General features: G+C 40.4%; 10 protein-coding genes. 2 read left to right on the top strand and 8 right to left on the bottom strand.

What is annotated here, in order from left to right; all coding sequences use genetic code 11:
• Positions 1 to 155: 155 nt before the first annotated feature.
• Positions 156 to 2,024, bottom strand: coding sequence for a methyl-accepting chemotaxis protein (locus PGX00_RS07675; protein WP_272134218.1), 1,869 nt, complete (start codon positions 2,022 to 2,024; stop codon positions 156 to 158).
• A 497-nt stretch (positions 2,025 to 2,521) separates the two neighbouring features.
• Between PGX00_RS07675 and PGX00_RS07670 the strand changes: the two genes are divergently transcribed.
• On the top strand, positions 2,522 to 3,538 hold the full coding sequence (locus PGX00_RS07670; protein ID WP_272134216.1) for a LacI family DNA-binding transcriptional regulator: 1,017 nt from the start codon (positions 2,522 to 2,524) through the stop codon (positions 3,536 to 3,538).
• Positions 3,539 to 3,693: 155 nt separating this feature from the next.
• On the opposite strand, the gene PGX00_RS07665 is transcribed toward PGX00_RS07670, so the two are convergent.
• From PGX00_RS07665 to PGX00_RS07635, 7 genes are all read right to left on the bottom strand, one after another.
• On the bottom strand, positions 3,694 to 6,789 hold the full coding sequence (locus tag PGX00_RS07665; RefSeq protein ID WP_272134214.1) for a GH116 family glycosyl hydrolase: 3,096 nt from the start codon (positions 6,787 to 6,789) through the stop codon (positions 3,694 to 3,696).
• A gap of 87 nt (positions 6,790 to 6,876) precedes the next feature.
• Positions 6,877 to 9,288, bottom strand: a complete 2,412-nt coding sequence (locus tag PGX00_RS07660; RefSeq protein ID WP_272134212.1) for a GH36-type glycosyl hydrolase domain-containing protein — start codon at positions 9,286 to 9,288, stop codon at positions 6,877 to 6,879.
• Positions 9,289 to 9,356: 68 nt separating this feature from the next.
• On the bottom strand, positions 9,357 to 10,454 hold the full coding sequence (locus PGX00_RS07655) for an ABC transporter ATP-binding protein (protein ID WP_272134210.1): 1,098 nt from the start codon (positions 10,452 to 10,454) through the stop codon (positions 9,357 to 9,359).
• Positions 10,455 to 10,546: 92 nt separating this feature from the next.
• Entirely contained in the window at positions 10,547 to 11,413 is an 867-nt protein-coding gene (locus PGX00_RS07650) for a carbohydrate ABC transporter permease (RefSeq protein WP_272134208.1), read from the bottom strand.
• Between the two features lies 1 nt (position 11,414).
• On the bottom strand, positions 11,415 to 12,419 hold the full coding sequence (locus PGX00_RS07645) for a carbohydrate ABC transporter permease (RefSeq protein WP_272134207.1): 1,005 nt from the start codon (positions 12,417 to 12,419) through the stop codon (positions 11,415 to 11,417).
• 67 nt (positions 12,420 to 12,486) lie between these two features.
• Complete coding sequence (locus tag PGX00_RS07640) at positions 12,487 to 13,734, bottom strand: ABC transporter substrate-binding protein (protein ID WP_272134206.1); 1,248 nt, start codon at positions 13,732 to 13,734, stop codon at positions 12,487 to 12,489.
• A 17-nt stretch (positions 13,735 to 13,751) separates the two neighbouring features.
• Complete coding sequence (locus PGX00_RS07635) at positions 13,752 to 14,756, bottom strand: LacI family DNA-binding transcriptional regulator (protein WP_272134204.1); 1,005 nt, start codon at positions 14,754 to 14,756, stop codon at positions 13,752 to 13,754.
• Between the two features lie 1,318 nt (positions 14,757 to 16,074).
• Here PGX00_RS07635 and PGX00_RS07630 point away from each other — a divergent pair.
• On the top strand, positions 16,075 to 17,307 hold the full coding sequence (locus tag PGX00_RS07630; RefSeq protein ID WP_272134202.1) for a carbohydrate porin: 1,233 nt from the start codon (positions 16,075 to 16,077) through the stop codon (positions 17,305 to 17,307).
• The last annotated feature ends 50 nt before the right edge of the window (positions 17,308 to 17,357 follow it).

Raw genomic sequence — 17,357 nt, 5'->3', positions numbered from 1 at the left:
TGTTACCTAATTTACTGATTTTACAAATAGATAACACCAATTTCTTCAATTAGAAATAACTATTAAGGGGTAATATTATTTTATAATCCGCTTGAAAGCCTTTAGAATCGAGCACTTGAACGAATTATTAAGATTAATAAAAACACCAAACTTTGTTATAAACGGAACGCTTTAGTTAACTCCGCCTGCTGATCTGCCATCTGTTCTAATTTTTCACTTAACAAAACTAAACTGTGCGCACTTTTGGTCGTTTCTTGTGCCAGTCCATGGATATGCCCAACATTTGTGGTTACTTCCGTTGCAGCCTGTTTGTGCTGGTTTGTGGCAGCGGCGATCTGATGGCTACTTTCTTCTATCTTACCAAGAAATTGGTGAACTTCTGAGAGTGCAGAGTTCACCCCAGTCGCATGATTGCTGTATTCGGACATATAATCACTGCATGCCGCAATTTGATAAACGGTCGTCTCGGCACTTCGTTTCAGTGAATCTATCTTATCTTTAATCTCAACTGTCGAGCTTGTTGTTTTCGATGCTAGTACACGGACTTCATCCGCGACAACGGCAAAGCCCCTTCCGTATTCTCCTGCTCTTGCGGCTTCTATTGCTGCGTTCAACGCTAACAAATTCGTCTGTTCTGAAATATTGGAAATCACATCCAAAATTGAACCAATGCTCGAACTTTCCATTTCCAGTTGTTTAATGCTTTGTGTTGATTTCGCCAACTGTTCTGACAACTGTCCGATCAAGAGTTCGTTCTCATCCATAAGTATCTGCCCTTCCATCGATCGTGCAACAGCGTTTGTCACCAAAGAAAAAGAGTCATTAGAGGCGTTGGCAATCTCGACCACAGAATGTTCAATCTCTTCCATTGCTGAAGCAACCTGCAATATTTGGGCAGTCTGCTCCTCAATTGAAGCACTAAGGTTATCACTTGTTGCCTGATTTTCTATCGATGCTCCATTAAGGTTTTGAGAAGAAAGACTGAGCTGATTTATCACTTCAGAAAGCTGTGCGATCATTAAATTGACCTTGCCTGCAACTTGCCCGAGTTCATCATGAGCCTGGTAGCTGACCTTTACTGTTAGGTTCTTATTAGATACATCATCTAACACACCATTTATCTGACCACTCGGGACTCTAATTGACCGTGCAATAGCCCAACCAACTGCACTTGCAAGACAAATAGCCACTAAAACTGCTGTAACGATTGAGATGTATGACTGATTTAACGCACTATTTGCTTGATCAAATAAGTCCTTTGCATCACTAGTTGCGAGTACGGTCATTGCTTCAATAGCTTGTAATTGGTTATCAAGTCCAGTTTCCAACTCGCGTCGCAAAGTGTGCGTTTTATCATTTAGAGCCATAGATTGAAGGTATAGCGATACTGCACCGGCATTCGAAAAAACCGACATTTGAATCGCATTTAATTCACCCTTCAATTTCGAATAAATCTCTGGATTATTATCTTTAACGTGATTCACTAACTCGTTGTATGTTTGCTCTCTAAGAGTAAAACTTCTCGCAGCTGGTTTTAGCTCAATTGGGTCTGTGAGTGAAAAGATTTCTTTTGACTGCGATTCAATCAAGCCAACTTGGCTCTGCAACTGTTCTATCACTGTTTTGTCTGTTCCCGAGCGAGATGACTGCGCTTGTAATTTATTATTCACCTGTTCGAACAGCATCATTGCATCAGATTGTGCGTAAAAGCTTCTTTCATTGATATCTAGATATTTTGCGTGAAAGTCCATTACTTCTGCGAGTTTATCCACTATCCATTTACTGCTTGAATTTATGGCTTCTACAGACTGGTGGAGTTCAACGTCCCTGTGTTGTAAAAACCAATCAAGCTCACGGTAGTAATTGTTTAACGACGCGTCAATGGCCACCGTTGCTTGATCTAACTCGTCAATATACGATGTAAATAAATAAGGCGTTAAACTTCTATTAATATTTAGCAGAGAAATTGCTAATTGATTAGAATGTACCACTAACGGTGTAGATTCATTATTAATTCGGTCCATTCTTATTGCTGAACTCTTGATTGATTCCAAACTAAACCAGGATACCAACACCATCATTGATATTAATATTACAAACCCAACATATACTTTTGACGTAATAGATAATTGTTTCAATTGCATAACTCAGTAATAAATAATGGCATTATTAACCCATAGAACAGTAACCATATTCCATATTACTGCTCACAGAGTTACCAATAAAAAACGTCATGAAACAAAATATCACTAACAACATTTACAAGCATAGAAAAATACCAATAAACATTTAAAATACAGAGAGTTAAAATGCTAGTATCAAACCAAAATACCCATCAACATGTTTGTTTCATACTTTTACAACGAAAAGAAGGTTCGGGTCACCTTTGGCATGTTTTTTCGTTAAACAACAATCATAATAATAACCGCATGTTTTATATATTATACTGTCCAAGTTTTAATTCTTTATGATAAAATAATTGAATAAATTTTCAGTTTTATTTTTATTCAGGCTATTTAGTATGAGAAAGAAAAAAGAAACAGCTACTGTTTATGACGTGGCTAAACTCGCGGGTGTTTCCCCAGCAACCGTTTCTCGTTTTTTAAATAGAACAACGTTTGTTTCAGACGAGAAAAGTCATAAAATTGAAGATGCTATTAATGCACTAGATTACAAACCTGTCTATCAACCTGCAAGTTCAAACAATCGTCGTTCAATGATTATTGGTGCTTTGGTACAACATCCAGATAGTCCTTTTACTAGTCAAATTTTGAATGATATGGAAAAGGTCCTTATTTCACAGGGTTACCAACTTACTATCGCCTCAGGTCATTGGGATAAAAAACTTGAAACCTATGCGCTTACAAGTTTAGAACAACAAAATGTGGATGGGGTAATTGTAGTAACAGGAAACCTAACCAACAACCAACTTATTGATTTTTCAAATAAAATACCAGTAGTTGCGTTTGGCTATGATATTAATGCGAAGCAAATTCAATGTATTAACATAGACAACGAGCTCGCTGGATACATGGCCACATTGCATCTGCTCCAACTTGGTCACTCCAATATTGGGCATATTAAAGGACTGGCTTCTCAGCCCGATTCATTACACCGATTCGAAGGCTATAAAAGAGCCTTGAAAGAGGCTGGATTAAGGCCTAATCAAAGATTAATAAAGCAGGGTGATTTTAGTTCGGCTGTCGCTTATCAGCAAACGGTTGAAATGCTTAATGACGAAAAAGCAAAAGTAACGGCAATTTTTGCGGCTAATGACCTTAGTGCGTATGGTGTTATCAAGGCCATACATGATCATGATCTTAAAGTACCCGATGATATTTCTGTCATTGGCTTCGATGATCTCCCTACTTCAAAATATTTCACGCCTGGATTAACCACTTTGAGACAACCAATAGAAGAGATTGGTACAGTGTCAGCCAACTCTATTTTAAATTTCTTAAGTGGAGATAGACATGAAGATAGATTACCCCCAATAGACTTGATCGTAAGACAATCGACCAAACCCCTTAAAGGCTAAATTCGGTGCGATGAGCTGATTACAGATCATCGATTTCAATAAGATTAACCCCACTTTCGTGGGGATAACGCGGTTATTCCTGGGGCCAAAACAGAATTTATGGCCCCTCATTTTTAAGTCAACAATATTCTACTTAATTAAGCAAAGACATCCAATTAATGCAAAACTTCGGGTAAATAAGCAAATATCATCCCCGGTCTGAAATAACGACCCGCTGTATATTTTAATCCGGTATTTTGCAACCAAACATGCAGTTTCGCCACGTATTCATCTGCAATAATCGGACTGATCAATTGGCCAAACGTCTTGATATCTTGAGTTATAAATGGATTCACACGTTGGTCTTCAAACAAACACCCTGTTTGAGTTAAAAGTGCATGCCATTGATATGCTAACGTTTCAGAAATCGAAAACTCAGCCATTAAGTCAGCCAGCGATACAGTCACAGAGCAGTTAAAACCTTCTGGTGCTGCAAATGGTATTTTAGACTGATGGTACAGTGCATCGTAGACCGTATCCATTAACTCTATAGCCTGTTCGTTTTTGCCACTAAGTCGCAATGCGGAAGCGACACTAAACTGCACCCCAATCCACACATCTTGCGCCTGGAAAGCATCATGCGGCATGCCGTTTTCCAATGTCATATTGGCTATACCAAGTTTAGGACTGTTGATTTTGTAGTTGGTTTCAAAAACATAATCTAAGGCTCGCTCTACTTTGTCTTTACTAAACAAGCCGTTTAACCCTAATAGCTTAAGATAACTATCGGCAAGTAGTGCATCACCAAAGCTATTGTCTGAGTCCATCTCAATGATCGAATTATACTCAGCAGTAAAGGCCAGTGGAGCGATGTCTACAAGACGTTGCTTCGCTTGGTATCTTGATTGGATTTTGCTTTCATTTGAACTTTCATGTGTACAATCTAGATACTCATTTAAGATATCTTTATCTACGACACAGTTACCTGTTAGGTTTAACCCTAACGTCGCCAACTCTTGAAAACTCTCTCCCGTTAAGTGTTTAGCTTGAATTGGTGTCACGTAGAAATGAAAATACCCTTTTTGCTCGTCCCATAAACCTCGCTCCAACACTGACAAAGCGTTGCTAGCACGATCACTGTAATCTATTGCAAGCTCATGTTCGTTCATTAACTTGGCTAATTCTGAACCCGCATACAGGCCCGCAACCCAAAGGCTCGCGCAATATACCGATATACCGTGTGATGCTAGGTTATCAAAAGTATCGTCTGTACCTCTTGTGAGAGGTAACGCATCACCTTCTTCAATAAGGTTAACAAGGTACTGAATACTCTCTTTCACTGCTTGCCAACATGATTCAACAATGGAAAAGTCGTTAGTTTGCTTGAAATGACGTAAAACCATTAACACATACTTAGGTGCTAAATCTTTCCATTCTTTCACATTATGCCAAGTGTAAGCGTCCGGTTGAATATCAAACGGGCTACCAAGATCATGTATTACAGCGCCGCGAATAGCTCGCACACCTTCATACTTTGCATCGATAAGTTCTGCGCTTGGCTTATCTTCATACTCCCAGAATCGGCGTTTTGTGGCGTCTTCGGCAAGTATAGCGTTTGAAAACTCTTTCATTACGCAGCCATCTAGCTCTGGCAACAAATAAAGAAGTGAAAATGAACCATAGAAATAAACATCAAGAGAGTTAAAGAATGGATAATCAACACATTCTTTTACTAAGAACTTATCCTTGCTATCCCATACTGTGGATTCAGCAAGAAATGAAAGCGTATTCATAGCCATAGTCGCAAAACTAATTGCAGACGAATTCTCACCCATCGCTTGTTTTGCTTGTTTTAAATAGCTTTCCTGCTCGGAAATAATCCGCTGCTCTATCATATCGATACTTGGCAACACATCTTCCATAATTTTAGCCGAGCGATGTTCTTTTTCGTAAAACTGGGTGTAAGCCTTCTCACTCTGCCAGTCTTGCAGCATTATTTTGCTGTGATCCATTACTTGTACAAACCGAACGCTTATTGCTTGGTGGGGCTCTAAGTCAATTTGCACAGTAACTAACGCGGCAAGAGCCTCGCGGCCACTGTAAATTCCGCTATCAAAATGCGCGTTAACACGACCCGTATTAAGTGCATCAACAATCGCGCCTTGCTCGTTGGCACAATAAACCGAAGGTTTGGTCGATACCGTTACCGACTGATTTTCTAATAACGATTGCTCAACATGTGCACCAAAGAGTATCTCACCATCAACATCAGACTGATAAGGCGACTGACTTTCTAGTGTCACGCCGGAAAAACGATGGCTTGACCCGTTATTAATTTCATAACCACTATGAGATTGTTTTACTGGGTTCTGCGTCAACGTACAGGAAGAGTCCTGTACACCCGGACGCTGCTTCACATAGTTTGATCCTATAAGGTTTTTAAGGGACTGGACTAAAGTGACTGACTTGGGTTTGTCTGTTCGGTTCGTAACTTCAAACTCATTCCAGTGCATTGGTAATGAGCATAGTTTTTTATCCCCTCGAACAATAGGGGAAACCACTTTTCGTTGGATACTGATTTCACTGAACGCTGAGTATTGATACTGCGCCATTGGATATAACACTTGATACTCAATATCGCTTTCTGAGACCGCATCAATTCCTTCATGAACAGACTGAGCAGTAAGAGAAACCGTCTGAGAACTGCTATTGATCAGTAGACCGTTGAAAAAGTCCAAAGCAACCATCAACTGAGTATCAACAGATTGGCTATCCAATTTAATTGATGCTGCTGTTTTTTCGGTGAACTCAATCTTCCATTTCGTGAAATTTTTCTCGTTTTCTAAGTAAAAATCACCAGATTTCAACGACTGTTTTATTAAAGTAAGAGCACTCTCAGGTGTCGAAACATTCAGTGGCTTACCTAGGAAATTCGCGGGATAAAAATGAAGAAATTGCTCGAGCTTATCCAAATCAGTTATCGCTAGGTTATCTAGGCTGAGTTTATCCGAGACTGAAGCAAAAAAGTTGTTAAGGTTAAACTGGTTGTCGTTGTTATCAATATAAATACCGGGGATAAACGCAAAGCTTGGGGTATTACCTAAAGGTGTTAACGTAAAGGTGCTCCCTATTCCGCCTACCGCCATACCCGTATTGTTTGGTGTCGTTGAAATAGGCGAATACCACGGTTGAATAAATTCTACCGCATTACCTTGCGCGCAAATCTGTTCTGAAACACCAGTAAAACTTGTGTATGGAATCGTATTTCTCATCATCTAAACCTAATTATGATTTGAAAGACGCGCAATGTTTCTGCTGTCAGCTTATCTTCACACTAACAAATCGCGCGTCTATTTTATTTAGCCGAGTATCACGTCAATCTTGTGCTCGCCGGAGGTAAATACTGGGGCTTTATTGCCTTCAATCAATTCACCATCTACTCGCATTTCTTGTACGCCTTTACAGACTGAATTAGGATTAGATACATGAATAATATAGGTTGCTCCGCGGAACTTACGTTTAACCGTAAATTCAGGCCAACTGGCAGGAATACATGGGTCAACAAGTAGTCCGTCGACCTCAGGTCTAACACCGAGGATCCACTGAGTACCTGCCACATATGTCCAAGCTGAAGTACCTGAAAGCCAAGCATTTCGACCTAAACCAAACTGTTTATGCTCATCCCCTAAAATATTTTGAGGGTAGCAGTATGGTTCTGATTCAAACGTGTCCAAATCCTCATTCTTTGATGCTGGGTTAATCTGGCGATAATACTCATAAGCGCGCTCGCCGTTACCCATCTTCGCTTCGGCAATCATTACCCAAGGGTTAGAATGTAAGAAAATACCGCCATTCTCTTTTGCGCCTGGAGGATAAGTAGAAACACCACCTAACCTAGGCTCAAAACCGTTATAACCAGGTGTTGATAGTTTGATACCATTGGCCGTGTTTAGCTTATTATTTACTGAATCAAGTGCCTGATTTGCTCTCTCTTCTGTAGCAAACCCAGAGATGACTGGCCAGCTCTGACCATTAGTATATATTTGACCTTGCTCGTTGCTATGTGAGCCAATAGGTGCACCATTTTCGTCATAGTAGCGCACATACCACTCGCCATCCCAACCGTGTTCATTCACCACTTTCTGCATATGTTTATATTGGGCAGAAAACTCTTCACTAAGTTGCACTTCGTTACGCACTTTACAAAGGTCAAGCATATCCAATAATGCTTTTCCGTACATATTTGCCACCATCAGTGACTCAGCACCGGTTGGCAGGTTTACCGTATCGTTCCAATCAGCAAAGCCAAGCAAAGGTAGGCCATGTGAACCCGTGTTTGTGCGAGTAAACTCGATTGAACGACAGAGGTGATTCCAAACTGTCCCTTTTTCTAGCGGCGCGTTATCGCTGTCTTTTTCATAGTAAGGGATAACCTTATTCAGAAAATCGCTATTGCCCGTCTCTTTTACATATTGAGTAACGGCATAGATAATCCATAGGTGGTCATCACCATAGTAATTTGGACGGTCTTCCTCTTCCCTAGAATCCCCTTCATTCGCTTCCATAGTGGAAGGGAAAAACTGGTGCATCGCTGAACCATTGCGTTTTTGAACCGACAACAAACGCTCTATAAATTCACGGGCTTCTTCAGGCATATGTGCAATAACGCCTAGAGTATCTTGAGATGAGTCACGGAAACCGATACCACGAGCACCATAACCAAGTTGATACAAAGAAAGGTAACGAGACCAATTTTTTGTCGTATGGCACTGGCGAGGATTATGAATATTTAACATTGAGTTCATAGAGTCGTCTGGGGTCGTTACCTGAAGTGTGTCTAAGTAGACATCCCAATCAGAAGACAACTCAGCAAACGCGTTATCTACATTGCTATGATCACGATATTTCGCCATTAGAGCAGTAGCGTCATCTACGCTAGCTTGTTGAGTAAGCTGAACAACGGTTCTTTCCGTATCACCTTTTGAAATCCAACCTAATCTGAGGTTTAGTGCACCAATGTTGTCACCACGTAAACACTCTGTATTGCCTAGCTCGTCACCTTGCAGTGCCATCGGCGCAGCCCAACTGCCGTAACCAAAATCACCAAGGAATTGCTGACGGTCACCATCAAAAGAGGTCGCAACTCTATCTGCTGTCATTAGGTTAACTGCAATATCACGCTTCATGAATGCGTACTGCTCTAGTACCACGTGTCCGGAGTCTTGCGTATGCGCATTTAACGTCATAGTTTGAGGAACCCAGTCCGCATTAAGCAACTGCTTGAGAGCATCAAAGTGCGTAAATTCGAACACTGGTACAACGTCGACATGCAACTCTTCATCAGAGATGTTAGTTATCTTGATATCTTGCAGAAGCACTTCTTCATTCTTGGGAACAAAAAAAGTTACTTCACTACGCACACCAAATGCTTCAGAGATGATTGTTGTGTAAGAAAGACCAGTGTGGTTTTCAAATTTTTCTAGTGGCTTCAACGTAGGAGTGAAAAATGGAGAAAAAATCTCTACATCACCCGCTTTGTTACGTACTTTCAAATATAAAGTAGAGCCTTTAAAGTCTGAGTTAGGCATCTGCGCGACGTATTTAGTAATACGATTTAAAGCGGGATCACCCTTACAAATAAGTACGCCACCGTTGCTATCAACGATACCGCCAAAATTTAATGTACCAACGTAGTTACTCCATTTAATAGGCGTTACAGGTGTTGTTGTTACATATTCTTTTTTCTTGTCGTCAAAAAAACCAAATTTCATTACAAATCCTTATGCGCTGTCCTAAACAACAGCGCGATTAAACTTAAACTCTCGGTATCTTTTTATAGTTATAGTTTTGAAGCTAGCGATTTTCCACTTAGCGCATCGAATAGATGAATAGCATCTAGGTCGATGTAGAGTGTAGCGCTAGTTACGTCCACTTCTGCCGCTTGTGATTCAACCATCATCTGCTGATCCGCGACCGTAGTTTTAAGTAAGATACTTGCGCCAAGCAGTTCTTTATCTTGAATAGACACAGGAACAGGTAATACTCTGTCATGCTCAACTTGCTCACTGCGTAAATGAACATCTGTCGGGCGAAGTCCCATATGCAATGCAAGATTTTTAGTCGCATGGGCTTTAAAACGCTCTGGTAATGGAATTGAAATATCTCCAATTTGAATAAACCATTCACCATCGGTATCGACAAGCTTTGCATCTAGCATATTCATTGACGGGTTACCGATAAACTGAGCAACGAACTTATTCGCAGGGCGCTTAAATACGTCCGTTGGTGTTCCGACTTGCTCAACATACCCATCTTTTAAGATAACAATGCGGTCAGCGAGCGTCATTGCTTCTATCTGATCGTGTGTTACATAAATCGTGGTCGTTTTTAACTCACGATGTAGCTGTTTTATCTCTTCACGCATAACACCACGAAGTTTCGCATCCAGATTTGATAAAGGCTCATCAAACAAGAATACTTTCGGAGTACGAACCATTGCGCGCCCCATAGCCACACGTTGACGTTGCCCGCCCGAAAGTTCTTTTGGCTTACGATCGAGAAGTGGATCAAGTTCTAGCATTTTTGTCGCCTTGCGCACTTCAACATCAATTTCAGCTTTCGGCATCCCTTTTAACTTAAGAGCAAACGCGATGTTTTCATAGACTGTCATATGTGGATATAGCGCATAGCTTTGGAATACCATAGCTAAATCGCGGTCTTTGGCATCCACCTTGTTCATCAGTTTTCCGCCAACATAAACTTCACCTGATGTGATGCTCTCTAAACCTGCAAGCATGCGTAAAGTGGTTGATTTACCGCAACCTGATGGGCCTAAAAAAACAACGAATTCACCATCTGCAACTTCAAAATCGAACTGTTTTACTACTTCAACATCGCCGAAGGATTTTTTAATATCTTTAAATACTACATTTGCCATAATTTTTTCTCCGCCTGCGAGCGCTGATCTAAAAGAAGTATTGCACTCGCATCGCATTAATTAGTCTTTAGCTAGTTTCAATTCTTTAAGAATCAACCCTTCACCGCACCAGAAGTTAACCCACTTATCATCTGTTTAGATGCGAATAAGTAAGCAGTTACAAGCGGAAGTATCGAAATAGTCGTACCAAGCATTACTGCTCCCCATGGGGTATTTGGTATACCTTGAACACTTCTTAGAGCCTGAGTAATCACGTAGTTTTCTGGTGACGTTAGTACCACTAACGGTTGCATAAACGAGTTCCAGAAGAAGACGAACTGCACAATAGCAAGGGTCGCTAATGCGGGTTTCATCAATGGAAGAACTACGCTCCAATAGGTTCTAAGCTCACCTGCTCCGTCTAGCTTAGAGGCTTCCAATAACTCTTTGGGAATAGAAGCAATCACGTGTTGACGCATTAGGAAAATACCAAATGGTGTGGTAGTAAACGGAAGCCAAACCGCCATATGGTTATCCATTAAGCCTAAGAACTTAACAATCATGAAATAAGGAATAAGGCTCAGTACAGGTGGGATCATCATCGACCCTACCAACATTCCAAATAGGATGTTCTTACCTTTAAACTTAAATACGGCAAACGCATACCCACCCATGCTACAAAACAGAAGCGAGATTGTCGTACCTAGAAAAGCGACGTAGATACTATTAAACATCGCCTGCCAAAAAGGCATGATTTCCAGTAACTTTTCATAATTAATCGTTAAGCTGTCACCCATCATTAGACTGATGCCAGAACCAAAAATCTCAGAACGATCGCGAGTGGATAACAACGCTGACCATAGAAATGGGAACACGGTTATCAATGCAGATACAATGAGAACGGCAGCTAACGCAGCCAATAAAATTTTAGTGATCAGCTCTGAAACATCATAGCTTGGCTTTAGTGCATTTAAACTCATCTTACTGCTCCCCTAAGCCTTTTTTACCAAAGAATATAAATTGAAGTGTTGTAAAGAATGCAATCAGTGCAAACAATAACCATGAGATAGCAGACGCCGTACCCATTTCTAACCATTCCCAACCTACTTTATACAAGTACATAGAAATCGTTAGACCAGCTTGTCCCGTACCACCCAGGCCTTTAGTCAATACGAACGGTTCTTCAAACAACTGTAAATTACCAATGATCGTCATTGTCACTGCGAAGAAAACAAAGGGTCTGATCATAGGAAGTGAAACGTGCCAGAATCGGTGTAGTGCATTCGCACCATCCATTCTTGCCGCTTCTAAAATATCTTTCGGTATCGTCATCAATCCGGTTGTATAAAGCACAATGTTGAAACCGGTATATTTCCAGAACACAACTATTGCAATGGATGGTTTGATGAAAGAGGCGTCATCCAACCAACGGATAGGCTGATAGTCATTCACCCACGCGAATGCCCAACCCAATAACGTACTGTCCGCTAAGCCCATTAACGCTTGGTTAATAACACCAGAATTTGGAGAATACATATTGAAGAAAATCAAAGACGCAGCTACCGTCGAAGTAATGTATGGCAGGAAATATGCTGATGTCAGCCAGTGACGTAACCTATCACCTAGCGAAACAAGGATATAAGCGACCGGTATCGCTACTAAATGCTGAGCAACACCAGATGTAATAGCAAGCCAAAACGTATTCTTAAGAGAACGCCATAGCCATGGGTCTGTTAACGCTATACTGTAGTTTTCTAACCCAACAAAATTCATCGCGGCAAGACCTTCTACAGGGTTCCATGCATGAAACGACAAGTAGACAGAAAATAGTAGCGGAAAAACGCCAAAAACAGAAAAAATAATCAAAAATGGTAGAAGGAAACCATACGGTGTAAGCGCTTTCATATTTAACCATGAAAGAAACCCTTTCTTCTCAGAAAGTTCCTCCTGATTCGACAATACAGTGTCCTTCATTGCCTGACTCATAATAACGACCTCACTAGGTAGAGGCGTGGCCACTAACGGGCAGCACGCCTCTAAAATTTACTTATAATTACTTAAGGTTACGTGTACGACGTAGGATTAAACGTTCTGCTTCACTAAGTGCTGTTTTGATATCTTTACCTTCATCAAGTACTTCCATCAACGCATTTTCCAAGATGATTGAACGTGCAACATGGTCACCACGGCCTGGATCGACTGGCTTGATGTTTTTCGCTACTTCAGCAAACAATTGACGTGCTTGCTGACCACCTAAGAACTCAACTTTTTCATCAAACAATTTGTCATCGTAAGTGGTTGTATTTGCAGGGAACGCGGCAATTGTTTCAAAATGCTTAAGCTGAACATCACGGTTGGTTGTCATATATTCAATCAATTTCCAAGCATCATCTTGCTTTTCAGATTGCTTAGGAATAGAAAGGAATGAACCACCCCAACTACCGTAAATTCCATCAGGAAGGTTTGACACACCCCACTTACCGCTTGTTTCTGGTGCAATCCAGTTTTGTAGGTGACCTAGTAACCATGCGCCAGAAAGCTGAGTAGCGAACGTGCCATTACGGAAACCTTCATACCATTCGTTTGACCATGCAGTAATGCGTGCATCTAAGCCATTTTCTCGGATCTGTTTAGCAACTTCAAAAGCGTGAACAAAACGTTCTGAAGTAACAACTGGCTTACCGTCTGCATCGAAGTACAGTCCTTCACCTTCAGGAACCGTTGTGAAGATAATCGCTTGTGCTACATCCGCAGCAGAAGCAATAAGATAGATATCATCTTGTTTTAGTTTCTTGCCATACTCGATATAAGAATCCCAATCCTTGATAACTGTTTCTTGTTTAACGCCTTCTTTATCAAGAATGTCGGTACGGTAATACATAACACCAGGACCTAAGTCTACAGGGATACCATATACAGCACCGTCACCACCTTTGCCTTGAGCCCATGCATAAGGAGCAAAACTCTCTTCATATTTGTCTGCACCATACTGCTCAGATAAGTTAACAAGGCCACCTGAAGCAACGAAAGGTCCAATTTTTTCCACATCAACAACGATAACATCACCTGCTCCTGAACCTGTCGCCAAGTTAGTCGTCAGCTTAGTATGATGGTCACCGTGGTTATTCATTAGGTAATCTACTTTGATACCTGACTGTTTTTCAAAGTCAGGAAGGATAACTTTCAAGCTACTATCGAAGTCTGGAAATCCATCAAAACGGATATTCGTGTCGGCAGCATTGGCTGTCGCTGCTAGTCCTAAAGCAACAGCACTGGATAGCGTAAGAGTCTTAAGGTTCATCTTATAATCCTTCATTGTTATATATTAGTTATGTGTTTTCTCACCGACTCTCTAACCACTAAAGAGGGTGAAAGTTTAAAATCTACTTCTGTTTTCTTTTTAATAAGTTTCTGAAGAATCAACTGCACTGCTTCAGTACTCATTCGTTCTATTGGAAAATCTACGGTTGTTAACCCTGGAGTGAGATATCGAGCAAATAAAATGTTGTCGAAACCAACGAGGGAAACATCTTTAGGAACCAATAAATTGGCTTTTTTCATCTCTTCAAACGCGCCAAAGGCCATATGGTCATTTGCCGCAAAAACCGCACTAAAACTGCAATCGCGATTTAGAAGTTTGTTCATGGCGCTAGCGCCTGTTTCTTCAGTAAATCCAGCTTCAACCACGCGAGACTCACAATACTCAATATCAGCCTCTTCTAAGGCATCACGGTAGCCTTGTAACCGCCCTCGAGCATCTGACTTTGATAGAGGGCCAGTGATACATGCAATTTCACGGTGCCCCATATCTATCAGATATTTAGTAGCGATGTTTGCACCCAGTTCATTATCTAGTTCTATACAGCTATTGCTTAGTTCTGGGATAAAACGGTTCACTAAGGCGAGCTGAATACCCTGTGCTTCCAATCCAATTAGATAGTCGTCAGAAACGTGCTGAGTATGTAATATCAATGCATCTACACGTCGACTTAACAAAAAGTCAATCGCTTGCTTTTGACCACATTCATCGTTAGAACCGGCGGTCACTATGAGGTGATAACCAAACCGGCGAAGTTGATCTTCTATTGCTTGTAGCATCCCAGAATAAAAACCTGCGAGTTCGGGCACTACTACACCTATGCTTCCTGTACGGCTAGAAGCGAGTGCTTGAGCGATAGAATTTGGTCTATAACCTAATTTTTTTATCGCTTTTTCTACCAACAATTTTTTATCGTGGCTTACTCTCGTAGAGCCGTTTACTACACGTGAAACCGTTGCTTGAGAGACACCAGCATATTCAGATACATCTTTAATTGTTGCCATCATCATGCCTCCCTCTAATCTGTTGCCTTCACATTGGAAACCGCTTTCATGCCGAAGATAATAGAGTAATTGCAATGGTAATTCGTGAACTGGGTCACGTTGAAATTAAGGTGACGAATTAGAACTACAAAAGCTTGAAAACACCGACAGGAAAACATCTCCCCATGAAACTGTTTCATGAAATATTTTCCGCGATGACTCACTAATATCATTAACTAGCCCTTTAAAAACAAGGCCTTCAGAAGAAGGCAACCTATAACATCACCTAATAATTATTTAGTTTCATGAATTAAAATGAATAGTTTCACATTGAAACTCATAAAAATCCGGGCACCGAAGTGCCCGTAAATTATGGAGTTAACAAAGCGTATGCAAAGGGTTCTGCCTCCCTGAAATACGCTAATTCATCACTAAAAGGACAGCGTTATACAAGGTATTACATTCCAATAAGGTTCTTTCAATTTGGCACAAGTTAAAGATCGCTAAAATGGATACTGCTAAAATTTTTCTTAGCGCCGTTCATTCATAGCCTAAATAAACTTAAACACAGATTGGAAAAGTAATACTAATAATAGACACAAGTTAAAAATCAGCACCAAGTCACATTTACTCGATATTAAAAGACCCATGAAACAATCAACAGTATAATTTAAAATCAAAGAATAGACACCACCACATAAATAAAGGCCTCAAACAAAACACATTCACCAAGCCAATGAATGCTAGTTTTATTTGTTTCATGAAATATAAAACCCAGATCAAATAAAATATAATAAAACGTCAGCATTACCTATCCACTTCCATTTCATAATCTATTATTTTTTAAACTCCCTTTATATTCAACCCGGACAAATCCAAAACTTACGCCTCCCCACCCTGACCAATAACAAATCATCAACATTTAACCTTGCTGCCAACTAAACACCCCTATTTACAGTACTTTGTATTGAATGCTTTCAAATAGAAGATTTTAACATCGACACAATTACAACGAACATAGTGAAAGTTTTCATATATATGAAAACTTTCACTCAAAACACAATCAAATTGAGAATGCATCAATAAAAAATCGTGACAGAGACATATATAAATCATGAAATGAAAGCGATTGCAAAAATAAACACGGGCAATATAAAATCCATCGCAACCATTGAAACTTATTATCTCAAGGCAATAAAACCGAATAATTAAATATATGATTTTGTTTCACACAATTTATTTCTCGCAAAACATGTGAAGTAAAAGAGGCTTTTCAAACGTTTCATTTCTTAATATTACTTTCGAAACTACAAGACCTACAATAATTTAAGGAACGAACATGAAAAACTTTAAGGTTTTATCTCTCGCTCTCGCAGTGGCATCCTCTCTCACAGCATTTAGCGCTTCAGCAGCCGACGAAAATATAAATATGCAAACTCAAATCGATGATTTGCAAAAACTGATGGCAGACAAAGCAAATGACCTCAGATTTTTTGGCTACGCTCGCTATGGTGCACAGTTTCAAAGTGGTGATGCTCGCTATGTAAACGGAATCGGCAGCACAGGACAGACAGTTGGTCGTTTGGGTAATGAAGCCAACGGTGGTGAGTACGGTATTGCTAAGAAATACACCGCAGACAATGGTGCGGTGTGGGATCTTGCTGTCATGGTAGAACACTGGTCAAATGACCAATGGGGATCTACTGGCGGTGTAAACATGAAAAGATTCTACGCTGGCGCTTCAAATATCTTCGAATCACAGCCTGATATGTACGTCTGGGCTGGTAGAGATTTCCATGCTCGATTGCAACAAGGCTTAAACGATTACTACGTCACAATAGAAGATGGTCAAGGTGGTGGTTTCAAAAACCTTGATGTAGGTGGAGCAAAATTTGATTTTGGTGTTGTTGGCGGGGTCGATGATAACGATGGTTCTTTAGGAAATGATAACGGTAAATATGCAATTACTGCTAAGTTTAAAGACATCGATGCTGGAATGGCTAAATTGGACGCATACGCACACTTTGGTTTTACTTCGGAAGATGACGATATTCAAGCGGATGGCCTAGATAACGAAACAGCATGGTTAGTAGGTACCCACATCAAATTTAATTCTGATAGCTTACATCTTCGATATGGTGATGGTGCAAACAACTCCGTCATGGGTCTTAAAGGTGATTTTCAAAGCTTATTTGTCAGTTATGAAGGTGGATTTGACGCTAGTGAAAACTGGAACATCAACTACCTAGCCGCTTACTATAATCAATCTGGTGATGACGCTACCGATCAAAATGAATACAGCTTAATCGTTCGTCCTCAATATCGTTGGAATGACATTCACTCTACATGGATTGAAGCTGGCTATGCTTTAGTTGACGAAGACAGCGGTGACGAAACGGATGGTTGGAAAGTAACGCTTTCTCAAAACGTCTCAATTGGTGGCCTACCTTGGAGCCGTCCAATGCTTCGTTTCTACGCCACAGTGGGTGAAAAAGATGTATCACCACAAGGGGCTTCTAGCACCACAACCGATACCGTTAGCTTAGGCGCAATGTTTGAAGCATGGTGGTAAGAATAACTTTATTTAGTTGCACCTAATCATACAATTAAAAAGCGTTATTT

Origin of the sequence: Vibrio algarum (assembly GCF_028204155.1) — a bacterium.
Taxonomy (GTDB): Bacteria; Pseudomonadota; Gammaproteobacteria; order Enterobacterales; family Vibrionaceae; genus Vibrio; species Vibrio algarum.
The sequence above is the reverse complement of the archived record's forward strand: the minus strand, read 5'-3'. Positions and strand labels throughout refer to the sequence as shown.